Here is a 16,250-nt window from a genome sequence, read left to right as displayed (position 1 = left end):
GAAAGGATGACCGTAGAGAGCTGGATATTATGTTATTGGTAGTAGATCGAGGAAAAATTGGTGAGATTAAACAGGGTCCGAAAGGTTTATTTGCATAAAAAAAGACAAGATTTCTCCTGCCTCTGACAAGGATAGTGTATCACAAAAGGAGGAGTCTTGTTGAATAAAAATATATTAGAACAAGTAGATTTGTTAGAAAATGGAGCAATTGTTGTTAAAGATGGTGAAGTTACTATACTGCCAAGTCCTCCAGGAGGGTATGGGAAACAAGTGATTAATTGGCAAGGTGGCAAACCGTGCAACGGGACATTGGAAGAATCAATTAAATTTTAATATCGCTTATCGGAAAAACCGAGGGCACTAAGCTGACGTCAAATTGACGTTTACTTGGTGCTCTTTTTTATTTTACAAAAGGAGAGATATCTATGGAAATCAGTCAAGAAAACTTAGAAAAGTTGCAAACGATCGCAAAGGAATTTTCAAAAGCCTTCAATGCAATGTGTGAAGCTCTCGTTCAGTTTGGTAGATGGCTCATCGATAACTGGAGACTGATTAAAGAAAAGGTAATTGAGTTTTATCAAATCGAAGAAAAGAAACAAAAGCAACCCAAACATAAAGGACGAATAGATTTTACTCGCCATAAAATAGCAAACCAGGTAATTGATCGTCGTCCTAGACATTTAATCCAAAAAATAATTCATTAAGTGAGGTGTAGCGTCTTGAAAGATTTATTGATTGAGTATAGAGCAACTAAGCGCGACACATTAGCACTCTTAACTAAACTTGAAAACGCCCGAGATTTAATAGTTATACCTGATGGCATACGTGACCGGACAAATGTAGTGAACGCAAAAGAAATAAGAGAGCTACAGCTAATTGAAGAAGATATTGAAACAGTTAAAAAGTGGCTCTCTAATTTAAATTTTGCAATTGAACGTTTCAATAAAGGATTTACACCAGGTCACAGAAGAGGTATTGAAAGACGTTCATCTCTTCAAAAAGAAGTGAAAGTTGATATGAATTCAGTTTTTTTCCAAACATTGGATAAGTATAGTCATAACGAAAAATCAATAAAAGAGTTGGAAAATGAGGCATTCAAAAAAGAATTAGCAAGATCGATTGTGAAAAGTCTAACGGCAAGACAGAAAGATATATTAGAACTATATGCTAATGGATACACAGAAACAGACATTGCAAGAATTTTAGAGACGTCTCAACAATACATTTCTAAAACTTTAATAGTTTGCAAACAAAAGATTATTGCAGAAGGGTGGGTAATGTTATGAGAAGCGTTGAGCCAATTTGGGAAGATGAGTGGGTGTCGATATTTGCGAAGTATTTTAGGGAAAGGAAAGAACGGGATTACGTGTTATTTATGACTGGGGTATACATAGGTCTGCGAGTATCGGACATATTGCCCTTGCGAGTATCACACATAGAGAATACACATTTAGTAATATATGAACAAAAAACAGGGAAGTTAAAACGAATTATTCTTCACCCTCATCTACAACGAATTCTTAAAGATTATACTGCCGGTATGAAACGAACAGACTTACTATTTCCAAGTCGTAATCGAGATAGAAGAGGACGTTTGAAACCAATCGGTAGAAAGCGCGCTTATGAGATTATTAAAGAAGCTGCAGTTACATTAGAATATGAAGGTAACCTTGGCACGCATTCAATGCGCAAAACATTCGGGATAAGATACTATAGGCAGTACAAAGATGTAGCTGAGTTAAAACAAATATTTAATCATACATCTGAAGAAGAAACGTATAGATACTTAGGCATCCTAAGAGAACGTATTGAATCGAATATCACCGCAATTAAAGACGTAAGAGTATGACGTAACTTAACTGTTGCGTCTTTTATTATGCCCAAACATGCGTCGGTTCTAGATATGTAAGCTCAGAGAAGTGTTGTATGTGTCATAAACATAGGCATAGATACATTCATTTGAAAATTTATTTACAAGTATGAACAGAGCTAGGGTTGAAGGCGCTTCTTCGAATCGGACACAATCCTAGATAAGACACATTGAGAGGGTGTGAGGTTGTGCTTTGCCACCTATAAGTGAATAGGACAACTTAACAGAGGCTCAAGTCAACTGATAAAAGAACTTGAAACACTTGATACATAAGGCTTTCTTTTAATTGTTCGATAAATGAGGAGTATTCTGACAAATCGGTAGGTTCTTCTGGGGTTTTAGCTTCCATACGGGTGCTATCGAGCCCGTAAGTTGATTAGTTAGTAATTCGAAAAGTTGATTTTCGCTTTCGTATAAATTCTTGGGAAATAATTGTTGAAAGGTTGGTGTAAGTCTTGACACAAGTGGGTTCAGGTGAAAAAGAAGGAATTGTTACTACGTCCGAACTAGCGAAAATACTAGGCTATACGACAGCTAGAATAAGACAATTAGAGAAGGAAAATGCGTTTGTGAAAGTGGATAGAGGTCAATATGATTTAACAAAATCTATACATGCTTATGTTGATTACCAAGTGAAGAAAAAAGTTGAAGATGTCGATGAGGATATGAACAAAACAAAAGAGGAAACTCTTTGGACACGAGCTCGACGAAAAAAGTCAGAACTTGAATATAAAATCATGAGCGGTGAATTGCATCGTTCAGAAGATGTCGAAGAAGTAATGAATCAAATGCTTGCATCATTTAGAGCTCAATTATTAGCATTTCCGACCAAAGCGGCAGCAAAGGTTACTGGTGAAACTGAAATCATGGCCATAAAAGAACTTTTAAGGGTAGAAATTTATGAAGTGATGGAAGAATTATCGAATTATGATCCAAATGTTTTTTATGAAATAAGTAAAGACAACATCCATCTTGAAGCAGAGTTAGTTGATACTGATGCAAAAAATTGAACAAACAAAATCCCTATTTAAACGATTATCTAGTCAGGCATTATCACCACCACCTGATTTTACTGTTTCTGAATGGGCTGATAAATATCGGAAATTATCTAAAGAATCGTCTGCTGAATCAGGGCAATGGCGTACAGATAGAGCACCTTATCAACGAGAAATTATGGATGCAATTAATGATCCGTACACTGAAGATATTGTCATTATGGCTTCTGCACAAGTTGGAAAATCAGAGATATTACTAAATGCATTAGGCTATTTTATCGATTTTGATCCATCACCAGTGTTAATGATTCAACCAACAGAACAAAAAGCGAAAGATTTTTCAAAAGAACGTATAGCGCCAATGATTAGAGATACACCAGTTCTTAAAGAACGTGTTGGAGATGCGAAATCAAGGGATAGCTCGAATACGGTAATGTATAAATCATTCCCTGGTGGATTTATTGCATTAGGTGGAGCGAATGCACCATCCGGATTAGCAGCACGACCTATACGAATACTATTAGCAGATGAAATAGATAGGTATCCTGCATCGGCTGGTAGCGAAGGAGATCCACTAGACTTAGCTGAAAAAAGAACTAATAACTTTTACAATCGAAAAAAGATTAAAGTGTCTACTCCAACGATAAAAGGAGTTTCAAGAATCGAAAAAGAATTCGAGTTAAGTACAAAAGAATACTATAATTTGCCCTGTCCTCTTTGCGAGGAGCATCAACCTTTAACGTGGAGCCAACTAGATTTTGAAACAAAGTCACATCGTTGTAAATATTGTGGCTGTCTAAGTTCGGAACATGAATGGAAAAGTCAAAAAGGAACGTGGATTGCTACTGCAGATTCTTCGATCCGTGGCTTTCATTTGAATGAACTTCTGAGTCCTTGGCGCAGGTGGGGGGAAGTTATTACCTCCTATTTGAGAGCTAAAAAGAAAGGCACTGAAGCCTTGAAAGTTTGGACTAATACTTCTTTAGGTGAAACATGGGAAGAGGAAGGCGAAGTTGTTGATGATGAAATTATTTTCAATAGACGCGAAGAATATGAAGCAGATATTCCAACTAGTGTAAAAATATTAACAGCAGCAGTGGATGTGCAAGACGATCGATTTGAAATTGAAGTAATTGGTTGGGGAGTTGGTCGAGAATCTTGGGGAATAGAATACCATGTCCTACATGGGGATTTAAGTCAGACAAGGATTTGGGAAGAGCTTGACGCTTATTTAACAAAAACATGGATGAAAAAAGATGGTCGTCATTTTGGCATTGCTTGTACTTGTATAGATAGCGGTGGTCACTTCACACAAGAGGTGTATCGTTTTGTGAAAACGAAAGAAGCAAGGCGAGTTTATGCCATCAAAGGGGCAAGCGCAGGTAAAGGTGAATATTTACCACTTATTGCAGGAACATCAAGACCGAAGCCTTTAAAAGCATTGCTAGTATCTCTTGGAGTAAATGATGGAAAATCGAGAGTAATGTCAAGCTTAAACGTAGAAGAATTTGGTCCAAACTATTGTCATTACCCAAAAGGAAAGGGTTACGAATTGCCATATTTCAAAAGTTTAACAGCTGAAAAATTAGAAACACGATACGAACGTGGAATACCCTATCAAAAATGGGTGAAAATACGAGCTCGAAATGAAGCGTTTGACTTAAGAGTTTATAATACAGCAGCAATTGAAATTTTGAACCCTAACTTTGATAAAGAATATCAAATGATGACATCACAAAAGGAAAAGGCAACGAATACAAATAGGAGAAGAAGGAGAACAAATCGATGAGTGAAGCAATTATTACAGTAGAACGAGCAAGAATACATTTAGGCGCTTGGTTAGATGCAGAACTTAAAGTAACGAATGGTCAAAATTATTCGATTGGTTCACGTTCATTAACTTATGCAAATATTAGTGAGATTCGAAAGCAAATTGAGTACTGGCGCAACCAAGTCGCAGGACTTGAATTGCAAGCGTCTGGACGAAAAGTAACACGAGCAAGGCGCTTTATTCCTCGTGATCTGTAGGAAGTGGGTGTAAAAAGTGAATATTATTGATAAAGTCGTAGGATTTGTAAGCCCTAAACATGCATTACAGCGAGCTATAACAAGACAAGCAGTAAATGCAGTAGAGCAAGGCGGTTTTGGTTATGGGAATCATGGAGCAAGTACTAGAAAGTCCAGTATGGCAGGATTTCAAACACAAGCAGGTTCAGCAATTGAAGACATTGAGTATAATGTTGGGACATTACGAGAGCGTTCGAGGGATTTATTTATGGGTGCACCTATTGCAACTGGTGCATTAAGGGGAATGGTCACAAATATTGTTGGAGCTGGTTTAAAACTTAATACACAAATAGACTATGAATATTTGGGATTGACTCCTGAAGAAGGAGATGCGTGGGAAACGAAAGTTGAACGTGAATTTGCATTTTGGGCAGAAAGTAAAAATTGCGATACAACACGTATGAGTAACTTTTACGAGCTTCAACAACTTGTTTTTTTATCGTATTTAATGTCTGGTGATGTATTTACTACCTTGCCTATGATCCAACGAGTAGGAACACCATATGAATTGACTGTACAGGTCATCGAAGCTGATAGAGTATGTAACCCAACAGTAAATACATTTCTAGATGAAAAGTTGATTAATGGTGTAGAAATAGATAGCAAAGGTGAAATTGTTGCTTATCACGTTGCAAAATATCATCCAAGCTCAGTGTTTAGTATTCAAAATAAATGGACTCGTATTGAAAAATATGGTTCAAAGTCAGGCCGACCAAACATATTGCATTTAATGGATGTTGAAAGACCTGAACAACGTAGAGGTGTTCCGATTTTAGCACCAGTCGTTGAATTATTAAAACAGTTATCTCGGTATTCTGATGCAGAATTAATGTCGGCTGTAATTTCAAGCATGTTTACAGCATTTGTAACAACAGAAGCACCACCTAATCCAGAATTAGGAGGAGTTTCAGACGGAGATCAAATAGATCCAGACAATGATGATACGGTTGAGCTAGGAAATGGCGTTGTGAATTTCTTACGTGAAGGAGAAACAGTATCATTTGCAAATCCAAATCGTACAAACACAGCCTTTGATAGTTTTGTTACATCTATTTGTAGGCAGATTGGTGTAGCACTTGAAATACCTTATGAAGTATTAATGAAACATTTTACATCATCATATTCGGCATCAAGAGGGGCTCTTTTAGAAGCTTGGAAGATGTATAAAAAGCGTCGTGAATGGATGGCTAATGGATTTTGCCAACCAATTTATGAGCTTTTTTTAGTGGAAGCAGTTGCAAAAGGGCGCATATATGCACCAGGTTTTTTTACTGATCCACTGGTTAAGCATGCTTATTGTAAAGCAGAGTGGAATGGTCCAACGCAAGGACAACTTGATCCAGAAAAAGAAGTAAGAGCTGCTGAACTTCGTGTTAAAGGCGGTTATAGTACCAGAACACGTGAAACGACTGAGCTAACAGGTGGAGACTTCTTCAAAAATCACGATTTACGTGTAATGGAAGAAAAGGTACGTAAAGAAGCAGGGTTAGTAGAAGAAGCATTAGCTACTGTGCCAATAGATGAGCAAAGAGAGGAGGTGGAAAAAAATGAAGATTGACATTAAGGGACCTATTATAGGTGATGCTGATCAGTGGATATATGATTGGTTTGGTATTCCTGCTGTTAGTCCAGGGAAGGTTTCTAGTGCAATTGAACAAGCTGTTCGAAATCAAGATCGCGAACTGCAGGTAATTATTAATTCTGGTGGAGGATCTGTATTTGCTGCATCAGAAATTTATACAAATTTAAAGGCGTTTGATGGGATTGTAAAAAATCAAATAGTCGGCGTGGCTGCAAGTGCTGCATCCGTAATTGCTATGTCAGGCATTGTTGAAATGTCTCCCACTGCGCAACTAATGATTCACAATGCGCAAAATGGTATCGAAGGTGATTATCGGGATATGAATGCTAATAGTGAGTTCCTTCAAAAGATAAATCTATCAATTATTAATGCATACTCTGCAAAAACAGGTAAGACAGTGGATGAGTTGAAAAACATGATGGATGCTACCACATGGATGACTGCACATGAGGCAAAAGAGGCTGGATTTATTGATACTGTAATGTTTGAAAATGAATATACAGCAGTTGCTAATCTAGAAAGACCAGAGTTAGTTAATGGGATGTTACCAAGGGAAGTAATTGATAAAGTACGTCAAGAACTATCACAAGATCCTTCTCATACTGTTGTAAACAGTACTTCGACATTAGAAGAACCAATTTCACAAAAAGGAGGCAATACAATTATGGATTTTGAAAAGTTGAAAAATGAACATCCAGAACTATTTGAAAAAGTAAAAAATGAGGGTTATAACGAAGGTGCCGCAGCTGAAAATCTTCGTATTAAAAATATTGAAGATCTTGCGATTCCAGGAAACGAAGCGTTGGTAAATGCAGCTAAATTTGATGACAAAATCACTGCTGAAGCATTAGCGGTAAATATTATTAAAGCTGAAAAAGCAAGAGGTACACAGACATTAGCAAATTTACAGCAAGATGCTGAACCATTAAACGAAGTTGTTGGCGGCCATGCACCACAAAATAAAGCAACTGAAGACGAAAAAGTAGTAAATGAATTCGAAAAACTATGGGGAGGGAAATAAACATGGCACAACAATTAAGAAATCTGGCCGGAACTTTCGATTATGACAATTTAATCCCAGATACATCTTTTCCTGTGCAAGTAGGGATTGTAGCAGTAGTGGCTGGTCAAGAAAACCTATTAAGAGGTACCGTACTTGGTAAAGATGCAGAAGGCAAATATGCTGTTGCAAATAAAACGGCGACTCCAGCAATCACTGGCACGGTTATCTTAACGGACACGGTTGCAACTGGTAGCGGATCTGGCACTGCAATTAACGCCCAAGTTTATGTCTCTGGCGCATTTAATCGCTCAGCATTAATTTTGGGTGGAACAGATACTATTACAGATCACGAAGAAACACTAAAAATAAACGGTATTTATCTGAAATCAACTATTTAAGGGGGCTTTTAAATGAATTTATACAGCACACACACACTATTAAAAGCAGTACAAAACATGCCAAAACCACAAACATTTTTATCAGACACGTTTTTTCCAGGGGAAGACACGTTCCTAACTGAAGAAGTCCTTTTAGATATTAAAAAAGGGAAACGTACACTTGCACCATTCGTTGCACCACGAGTAGGTGGAGTTACTGTAAAACGCGACGGATATAAAACGGAACGTTATACAGCACCACGATTAGCACCGCAACGACCAATGATAGCGGATGATCTACAAGCTCGTTTAATTGGGGAAAGTGTTGTAAGTACAATGACTCCAGCGCAACGTCAAGTGAGATTACTTGCAAGTGATATGGAAGAGTTGAGTGATACTATTACTCGCCGGAAAGAGTGGATGTCTGCCCAAGTATTATTTACAGGCAAAGTTATTTTGCAAGGCTATGCAGATGCAAATGGCGAAAAAACAATTGAGCAAGAAATTGACTATGAATTCACTCAATCAGATGTATTATCAGGTACTGACAAATGGACAAGTCCAGATAGTGATCCTTACGGTGATATCGCTGGTTGGAGAAAAGATATTATTAAGGAATCAGGAGTTTCTCCTAATATTCTTATTTTAGGTGAAGATGCACATAATGCGATAATGAGTCACGAAAAATTCTTAAATAAATTCAATAAACTGAATGTAAATATCGGACAAATTCAACCGTCGGTGCAAAATGATGCCATTACATTCATTGGGAAAATACCTGGATTAGGCATTGAAATTTACACGTACGATGATTGGTACCTAGACGAAAGCGGCGATGAACATCCATTTGTCCCAGCGAACAAAGTATTGTTAGCTCGCTCTAAATCAGGCGGGTTTGCATATGGAGCTATCACAATTCTTGATGAAAAATCACAGAAGTTTGTTACGTATGAAGGTGCAGTCGTTCCTAAAACTTGGGCAGATTCACAAAATGAAACATTCATGGTTCGTTTAAGCTCACGCCCTGTGCCTCAACCAGGAGATGTTAATGGTTGGTATGTAGCAACGGTTGTATAAGGAGGAGACAAGTTTATGAATTTGATCGCATTGAAACGTATTAAGCACAACGGTAAACGTTTTGAACGGAATCAAATTTTAATAGAAGTTGATGACTCATCATCAAAACGTCTATTAAATTTGAATGCTGCTAAGGTTACTAATGAAACAATAACTTCATTTCCTTCCAAAGAAACAACTGAATCGGAACATGGTGAATCATCTATGCCAATAACTGGTTTAGATGATGGATTAGGAAGTCCAGAAGATGCTTTAACAGATGACCAAGTATTTAATTTAATTAATGATCACTTCAAACTAGACATTCTTAGGGGTGAGGCAAAATCGTTAGAATTAGAATTTGCAGGTAATATTTCGAAACAAAATTTAATTAATTTAATTATTGAAAAAGAGCTGGAAGAACATTTCTTAGATCAAATTCCTGAGTAAAAGGAGTGACAATATGGATTTTAAAGCTCAAATGGAAAATGATATTTCTAACACATTTCTTAATCCAGATGAATTTGGAGAAAATATCAACTTTGAAAATGAAGATGTAGTCGTTCTAATTGATGATGATGAAATGAAAAAGCGTCAATTGAGAAAAGGCGTCAGAGGGGTCCATACAGAGGATCTCCTTTTTTATGTCAAGCGATCTGCTATATCCTTTTATCCACGCCCAGATAATATCGTTTTTTATGACAACGTTAAATGGCTTGTAGTGGATTGTAAAGAAGAACTTGGGATGCTAGTAGTTTTATGCGAAAGGACTAGCGCCTGATGTTTACAGTGGGTTTTGATGAACGAAGTTTAAAGGAAGTCCAGTCAAGGTTGGGCTCATTCAAAAGCAAAGCGCCTAATGCTATAGCTAGTGCATTAAACAGAGGAATGTCAAACATCAATACGAATATCAAAAAAGAAGTCCGTAAAGAATATCACATCAAAGCAGGTGATATAGATGTTACTCTCAAAAAAAATAGAGCAAGTAAAGGTTCATTATCTGCAGAAGTAAAGTCAAAAGGTGGAGCAATACCTCTTGATAAATTTAAAGTCACTCCCAAGTCAATTAATCCTAAAAGGAAATCGACATTAAGCGTTGCTGTGAAAAAAGATGGGGTAAAGAAGTTAAAAGGGGCTTTCATGGCTGATATTAACGGTCCTAAACTGTTCCTTCGCGCTAAAAAGTCTAGACTTCCTATTGGCAGATTGTTTGGACCATCAATTCCTCAAATGTTAGGAAATGAAGATATCGGAAGTCCAATTCAAGAGAAAGGTCAAGATGCTTTTGAAAAAAGGTTGGACCATGAAATAAACAGAATTCTGACAGTTAGGAGGTCTAGTTAATGACTGCGTTAAATTTGCAAAAGGCTCTAAAAACACGAACGAAAAACGCTCTAACAGGAATGCAATTGGATTCGCAGGAAGGTGTATTAAAACAAGTCCAAGTTTTTGAACAGCATCTTCCTAGAAAAGTTAAATCTGCCTCTAGAAATCCAGAAGACACGTATTATCCATGTGTCATTATCTACTTGGACGAAGGTGAAAATGGCCAAGTAAAAGTTTTATTTATTATCGCTACACATGATGATAATTCAGATAACCAAGGTTATCGGGATGCATTATCTATTGTAGAGAAAACTATTCAGGATTTAGAACGGAATCCTACAGTAGATGAAAAATTTGAAATGATAGAATCTCCAAAATGGTTTTATAACGATCAAGATAACCACCCTTACTATTTTGCTTGGATTGAAACAAGTTGGGAATTACCACGCTCAATGCGTGAAGATGTGGAGGCAATGATATGACAGAAGAAAAAGTATTAGATGAAGTTGAAAAAACTGTTCCAAATAAAAAAACAAAGCCAAAAGTTGCTGATAAATCAAATCAGCAGCTTATTTATTTTGGCCCAACTTTAAAAAATCTGCAGCAGTATCAAATATTCAAAGGTGAATTACCAGACCACGTAAAAAAACATATTGAAACAATGCCGATTTTAAAAAGTTTATTCATTGAACCAAAGGAGCTCCCTTTAGTGCAAAGAAATCTCGTCATAAAAGGTTCACGAGAGTACTTACTTTATGAATTGGCTGCTAGTAAAACGAAAGGTGGAATTGTAAATGAAGAAGTATAACCATGGCTTTACAATACTTGAAAATCCAACTTCCATTGAGCAACCATTAGAGACACTTTCAGCAGTGCAAGTAATATTTGGTACTGCACCAATAAACTTAACTTCAGATCCAAAGTCAAAAGTAAATAAACCGATTTTATTAAGGTCATTGGAAGAAGCGAAAAGTCATTTTGGGTATTCAAATGATTATGAAAATTTTACTCTTTGTGAAGCGATGTATGTAAACTTTGAAGTTTTGAAAGTAGCTCCTGTTGTATTCGTAAACGTACTTGATCCTAATGCTCATAAAAAGACTGAAACAGACGTGAGTATAACAATTACCAATAAAATCGGAGTAATAAAAGAGGAAGGGGTATTACTTGATTCCTTAGTATTAAAAGATAGTACCGGGGCTACATCTTATGTAAAAGATACAGATTATGTCGTTGGATTTAATGACGAAGGGCATGTAGTAGTATCTATTCTTTCTAGCTCAGCTATCACATCATTAAAAGCAACATTTGATCAATTAGATCCTTCATCAGTAACAACTTTAGAAATTATTGGAGGATATGAGGAATCTACAAATACTTTTAGTGGGCTAGAGCTTACTAAAACCATTTTTCCATCATTAGATGTTGTTCCAAACATATTATTGGCACCAGGTTATTCTCAATTGCCTGAAGTAGCAGCGGTATTGGTAGCGAAATCTTATAAAATTAATGGCTGTTTCAACGCGTCGAATGTTTTGGACTTAATTGGCAAGACAAAAGAGGATGCATTGACTTTTAAAGAAGACAACTATTATACAGATAAATCATCTATTCCATGTTGGCCAAAACCAATCATTAAGGGGAAATTTTTAAATTATAGCACTGTTGTTGCAGCTGCATATGCAAGACGAAATGCAGAAGACAAAGGTATTTCATACCGTTCAGCATCTAATATGAAAATTCCTATTAGTGGAATGGTAAATGATGATGGTAAAGAAGTGTTCTTAGACCAAGTAGAAGCGAATGTGTTAAATGCAAAAGGTGTAGTAACTGCAATTAATATGAAAGGTTGGAGAATTTGGGGTAACAATACGGCTATGTTTGACGCGGATATTCCTCTCATAGCAGATCCTAAAGATCGTTTTATTCCTGTTCGCCGAATGTTTGACTGGTGGGGTAATCAGTTCATTCTAAATTTTTTCGATAGTCTAGATGGTCCTATTAGTTATCGATTAATTGAGAGTATCGTAGATTCAGAAAACGTTAGATCAAATGGTTATCAAGCTAGTGGAGTTATTGCAGGCGCAAAAATTGAGTTCCGACAAGTTGATAACCCGATGAATGAAATCCTAAGCGGAAAAATCCAGTTCATTCAAAAAGTTGGATTCTTTACTCCGGCCGAAGAAATTATCAATGTATTGGAATTTGATCCCTCAATCTTAGCAACAAATCTAACAGGAGGTGAATAAAGATGAGTAATCCAATTCCAGATAAAGTAGTGAATTTCAATGTGTACAACGATGTAGACAAGCTTGTAGGTGTTGCTGGAGAAATTACACTTCCAGACTTTGAATCAATGACGGAAACAGTAAGTGGAGCAGGAATAGCAGGGGAGTATGAGTCTGCAACACCAGGGCATTTTAGTTCTCAAGAAATCGAAATTCCATTCAGAACGCTTAGTGATACATCATTTAATTTAATGAAAAACGCTGGAAAAGCATTGGTATTTCGTGCGGCTCAACAAAGCTATGACGTGGCTCAAGGTAAGACTAATATTCGACCTTTAAAAGTGACGGTAAGAGGTATGCCGAAAGGTTTAAGTTTAGGGAAATTAAGTGTAGGTGCACCAACTGAAACAACAAATAAATTAGAAGTTTTGTATATCAAAATTGAAGAAGCAGGAAAAGTACTTCTTGAATTCGATAAATTAAACTTTGTTTTTATCGTAAACGGCACAGATTTACTTGCTGAAATTAGAAACGCTATCTAACAGGAGGAACCATGATGAGTAAAAATACAATTCAATTTAATAAACCCTACAATTTCGAGGGAACTGACTATAAGGAAGTAGATTTAAGTGGTTTAGATAACCTTACTACTAGTGATTTGCTTACGGTTGAACAACAATTTAATGCTGCTGGAAACTTTGCAGTTATGAATGAATTATCACTTGGTTTTACCATGCTTGTTGCTGCAAAAGCAAGCGGAAAGCCAATCGAGTTTTTCCATCGACTACCAGCAAAAGAAGGTTTCAAAGTGAAAAACGAAGTGATGGGTTTTTTGAACGCGTAGGTATCATTAAGCGTGAAGGATATAAATATGTAAAAAAAATAGATGGACTCATGCTACAGAAAACGTGCATGAGTCTTTCTTTGTCTTTAAAAACGGGAATGGATTATTTCGAAAACATGAGCTTTTATAAATTAGGAATCACAATTACAAACGCAGAGGAGGTATTGAAGAAACAATGAGTGCAAGAACATACGAGATAGCATTCAGACTTGGGGCCTCTATGAATTCTTCAATGCGTACTGCATTTGCCAATGCCAACCGGAATTTATCTGATACTGCAAGAAATGCCGAAAGAGCTAATAGGCAAACTGGAATTCTTGGTAAAGGCATGGGTTCTTTAAAAGGCGTAGCTCTAGGTTTGGGTGGAGCACTTGCAGGGGCATTTGCTGTTAGTAGCATAATCGGATTCGGAAAAAAGATGGCTGAGACTTCGGCAGAACTCCAAGCGGTTCGGGAACAATATGAACAAGTTATGGGAGCCATGACTGTTTCGACAGACAAGTATCTTGGTCAAATGGGACAAAAGTGGAACAAGCACCCCGGTGAGCTAGAAAGCACCATGATGCAATATTATGCAATTTTAAAAGGTAAAGGCATTGAAGAAGGTAAAGCTTATGAGCTTGCTCAAAATTATCTAGAGCGATCCGTTGATGCGAATATGTTCGCTAATGAATCAATGGCAGATACTACAGCACGTTTCATGGGAATGATTAAAGGCGAATACACCTCAGTTGATACAGCAATGGTCAACATGAATGTAACTTTGCTAAACACGAAAGCGTTGGAGACGTACAAAAAGAAGTGGGAAAAGCTTACTATCACGGAGCAGGAAACGTTAAAGACACAAGAAGCTTTAAGACAACATACAGCGGCAGGAGTATTTGGCCAAGGTGAACGTGAAGCAGATAGCTATGCTAATAATCTAGCGATGGTAAAAAACACGTGGGATGCTCTATTAGCGAAATTCGGTAGTCCAATATTGGGCATTGTGAATAAACAATTAATTAGGGTGACAAGTGTATTAAATAAAATAAATCCAGACCAGGTAATGAAAAAGTTCGAAAATTTTAAAAATACAATGAGCGGGTTTTCAAGCGCTATATCAAAGAAAATAAATTTTGGTGAATTGATAAAGAAATTTCAAGTGCTTAAGAATAGTGTCACAACAGAGTTTAGTAGTCTCGTTGCTAAAGTAAAACCAATAGCAATGACAGTAATAAATGTATGGAGCAATGTCTTTCAACAAATCTCTACTTTTTGGGACAAACATGGATCGAAAATTATTAGTGCATTAGGTGTTGCTTTTCAATACATTAAAACAGTAGTGAACGGATTAATTTCTGTAGTTCAAACAATTCTCCCAATAATTGCTCCTTTTGTGAACAAGATAGTAGGATTTGTATTAAGTATTGTAGAACAAATAGCGACTTTTTGGAATGAAAATGGAAAGCAAATTATACAAGCAGTTCAAAATGTCTTTACCGTAATAAACAAAGTAATACAATTCTTAGCACCAGTTGTACTACTAATATTAAACAGCGTTTGGGCTAATGTTAAAGGTGTTATACAAGGTGCACTAAAGGTTATTTTAGGTGTAGTAAAAATATTTGCGACTCTATTTACAGGAGACTGGTCGGGTTTATGGAAAGCTGTTAAACAAGTACTTGTCGGAGCAGTTCAATTTCTTTGGAATTTATGGAACTTGATGATGGTCGGAAAACTTGTGAAAAGTGTAGGGACTATTGTAAAAGGCATAGTAGGATTTTTTAAAGGTTTGGGCACTAAATTAGCAACAAATGTGCAATATTACTATCATCTTTTCATGGACGGCTTTTATAAAATAGGAATCGGAATCTTTAAGTCTATTGCTAAATCTGTAGGATCTATTGTTGGTGTTGCTGGAAGTGCTATTTCAAGGTTTATTACCATATTTCAAACTGCTAGAACTTTTGGCGTGAATATTTTTATGTCAATTGTATCTGCGGTTCGAGGAATGTTCTCTAGTGTAATTGGTTTTATTGAGAATTCAATATCGACTGTCGTAGGAGCTGTAGTAAGTAGAGTAAGTGGTTTTATCGGAGCAATAAGAGCGATAATCGGAAATTTATGGACTAATGTTTCAAGCATATTTATGCAAATGCAAATGGGCATGATTTCACCTTTTACGGCTTTAAAAGGAGTTGTAAGTTCTGTTGTAGGAGCTATTACAGGCTTAGTAAAAGGATTATTTACAGGTGTTACAGGAGCTGGTAGAGGAGCAATAAATAGCTTAGTGGTAGCGGCAAACGCAATGATTGGCGGTATTAATAAGGTTAGTTTAACAGTCCCAGATTGGGTGCCTGAGTTTGGCGGAAGTACAATTGGCTTTAATCTCCCTACAATTCCTATGCTTGCAAATGGGGGCATTACACAAGGAGCGACACTAGCAATGATTGGAGAAGGTAAAGAGCAAGAAGCTGTACTTCCTTTATCTAAATTAGATGCATTGTTAGGAAAATCAAACAATAACAGTAGTGGTGGAAGCGGCCAACAAATTGTATATAACCCTAGTTATGTTTTCTATGGTAATCCTTCAAAAAATGATGTAGAGCAAGTACAACAAAAAGGATTCCAAGAATTTAAGCGTTTTGCTAAAGATTTAGATGCTGATCGAAAAAGATTAAGCTTTAATCAATAATTTCTATGAGGTGAAGGAATGGAAAAATACACAACCATTCAGGGCGATATGTGGGATGTCATTTCTAATAAAGTATACAATAGCGAGTTTCATACAAATGTCTTGATTAAAGCGAATCCAGAACATACTTCAACAGTAATATTTTCTGCTGGAGTAACTTTGGAAACACCAATTGTAGAAACAATAACACAGTTTGCCGATTTACCACCATGGAAGAGAGGATGA

At 36.6% G+C, this 16,250-nt stretch carries 21 protein-coding genes; all 21 read left to right on the top strand.

All coding sequences use genetic code 11. From position 1 onward, the window contains the following. Positions 1-159: 159 nt before the first annotated feature. Positions 160-333: a DUF3954 domain-containing protein gene (locus RUH95_RS02010; RefSeq protein WP_313891139.1), complete on the top strand. Its 174-nt coding sequence runs from the start codon at positions 160-162 to the stop codon at positions 331-333. 92 nt (positions 334-425) lie between these two features. Further along, positions 426-704 carry a hypothetical protein gene (locus tag RUH95_RS02005; protein WP_313891138.1) on the top strand — a complete coding sequence of 93 codons (279 nt, stop codon included), beginning with the start codon at positions 426-428 and terminating at the stop codon, positions 702-704. Positions 705-719: 15 nt separating this feature from the next. Next, complete coding sequence (locus RUH95_RS02000) at positions 720-1,286, top strand: LuxR C-terminal-related transcriptional regulator (protein ID WP_313891137.1); 567 nt, start codon at positions 720-722, stop codon at positions 1,284-1,286. Next, positions 1,283-1,849, top strand: a complete 567-nt coding sequence (locus tag RUH95_RS01995) for a tyrosine-type recombinase/integrase (RefSeq protein ID WP_313891136.1) — start codon at positions 1,283-1,285, stop codon at positions 1,847-1,849. The genes RUH95_RS02000 and RUH95_RS01995 overlap by 4 nt, the downstream gene beginning before the upstream one ends. Before the next feature lie 476 nt (positions 1,850-2,325). Further along, the gene (locus RUH95_RS01990) at positions 2,326-2,880 is read left to right on the top strand and encodes a hypothetical protein (RefSeq protein WP_313891135.1); all 555 of its coding nucleotides are present in this window, start codon (positions 2,326-2,328) and stop codon (positions 2,878-2,880) included. Further along, the gene (locus tag RUH95_RS01985; protein WP_313891134.1) at positions 2,867-4,654 is read left to right on the top strand and encodes a phage terminase large subunit family protein; all 1,788 of its coding nucleotides are present in this window, start codon (positions 2,867-2,869) and stop codon (positions 4,652-4,654) included. The genes RUH95_RS01990 and RUH95_RS01985 overlap by 14 nt, the downstream gene beginning before the upstream one ends. Then, complete coding sequence (locus RUH95_RS01980; RefSeq protein ID WP_313891133.1) at positions 4,651-4,893, top strand: DUF6148 family protein; 243 nt, start codon at positions 4,651-4,653, stop codon at positions 4,891-4,893. The genes RUH95_RS01985 and RUH95_RS01980 overlap by 4 nt, the downstream gene beginning before the upstream one ends. A 16-nt stretch (positions 4,894-4,909) precedes the next feature. After that, positions 4,910-6,490 carry a phage portal protein gene (locus tag RUH95_RS01975; protein WP_313891132.1) on the top strand — a complete coding sequence of 527 codons (1,581 nt, stop codon included), beginning with the start codon at positions 4,910-4,912 and terminating at the stop codon, positions 6,488-6,490. Then, entirely contained in the window at positions 6,480-7,535 is a 1,056-nt protein-coding gene (locus RUH95_RS01970; RefSeq protein ID WP_313891131.1) for a head maturation protease, ClpP-related, read from the top strand. Before RUH95_RS01975 ends, RUH95_RS01970 begins: the two co-directional genes overlap by 11 nt. 2 nt (positions 7,536-7,537) lie before the next feature. Then, positions 7,538-7,915 carry a head decoration protein gene (locus tag RUH95_RS01965; RefSeq protein ID WP_313891130.1) on the top strand — a complete coding sequence of 126 codons (378 nt, stop codon included), beginning with the start codon at positions 7,538-7,540 and terminating at the stop codon, positions 7,913-7,915. Positions 7,916-7,927: 12 nt separating this feature from the next. After that, the gene (locus tag RUH95_RS01960) at positions 7,928-8,971 is read left to right on the top strand and encodes a major capsid protein (RefSeq protein WP_313891129.1); all 1,044 of its coding nucleotides are present in this window, start codon (positions 7,928-7,930) and stop codon (positions 8,969-8,971) included. 15 nt (positions 8,972-8,986) lie between these two features. Then, the gene (locus RUH95_RS01955) at positions 8,987-9,400 is read left to right on the top strand and encodes a hypothetical protein (RefSeq protein WP_313891128.1); all 414 of its coding nucleotides are present in this window, start codon (positions 8,987-8,989) and stop codon (positions 9,398-9,400) included. Between the two features lie 13 nt (positions 9,401-9,413). Continuing rightward, positions 9,414-9,731, top strand: coding sequence for a hypothetical protein (locus RUH95_RS01950; protein WP_313891127.1), 318 nt, complete (start codon positions 9,414-9,416; stop codon positions 9,729-9,731). Beyond that, positions 9,731-10,294 (top strand): phage tail protein, encoded by a 564-nt coding sequence (locus RUH95_RS01945; RefSeq protein WP_313891126.1) that lies wholly within the window; start codon positions 9,731-9,733, stop codon positions 10,292-10,294. Before RUH95_RS01950 ends, RUH95_RS01945 begins: the two co-directional genes overlap by 1 nt. Next, positions 10,294-10,758 (top strand): hypothetical protein, encoded by a 465-nt coding sequence (locus tag RUH95_RS01940; RefSeq protein ID WP_313891125.1) that lies wholly within the window; start codon positions 10,294-10,296, stop codon positions 10,756-10,758. The genes RUH95_RS01945 and RUH95_RS01940 overlap by 1 nt, the downstream gene beginning before the upstream one ends. Then, positions 10,755-11,084: a hypothetical protein gene (locus RUH95_RS01935; RefSeq protein WP_313891124.1), complete on the top strand. Its 330-nt coding sequence runs from the start codon at positions 10,755-10,757 to the stop codon at positions 11,082-11,084. The genes RUH95_RS01940 and RUH95_RS01935 overlap by 4 nt, the downstream gene beginning before the upstream one ends. Next, on the top strand, positions 11,071-12,525 hold the full coding sequence (locus tag RUH95_RS01930) for a phage tail sheath family protein (RefSeq protein WP_313891123.1): 1,455 nt from the start codon (positions 11,071-11,073) through the stop codon (positions 12,523-12,525). The genes RUH95_RS01935 and RUH95_RS01930 overlap by 14 nt, the downstream gene beginning before the upstream one ends. Positions 12,526-12,527: 2 nt before the next feature. Beyond that, positions 12,528-13,046, top strand: a complete 519-nt coding sequence (locus tag RUH95_RS01925; protein WP_313891122.1) for a phage major tail tube protein — start codon at positions 12,528-12,530, stop codon at positions 13,044-13,046. Between the two features lie 14 nt (positions 13,047-13,060). Then, on the top strand, positions 13,061-13,348 hold the full coding sequence (locus tag RUH95_RS01920; RefSeq protein ID WP_313891121.1) for a phage tail assembly protein: 288 nt from the start codon (positions 13,061-13,063) through the stop codon (positions 13,346-13,348). Positions 13,349-13,523: 175 nt separating this feature from the next. Next, positions 13,524-16,025, top strand: a complete 2,502-nt coding sequence (locus tag RUH95_RS01915; protein ID WP_313891120.1) for a phage tail protein — start codon at positions 13,524-13,526, stop codon at positions 16,023-16,025. 18 nt (positions 16,026-16,043) lie between these two features. Beyond that, positions 16,044-16,250, top strand: coding sequence for a tail protein X (locus tag RUH95_RS01910; RefSeq protein WP_313891119.1), 207 nt, complete (start codon positions 16,044-16,046; stop codon positions 16,248-16,250).

This window comes from Psychrobacillus sp., assembly GCF_032154225.1.
In the GTDB taxonomy this organism is placed as follows: Bacteria; Bacillota; Bacilli; order Bacillales_A; family Planococcaceae; genus Psychrobacillus.
The sequence above is the reverse complement of the archived record's forward strand: the minus strand, read 5'-3'. Positions and strand labels throughout refer to the sequence as shown.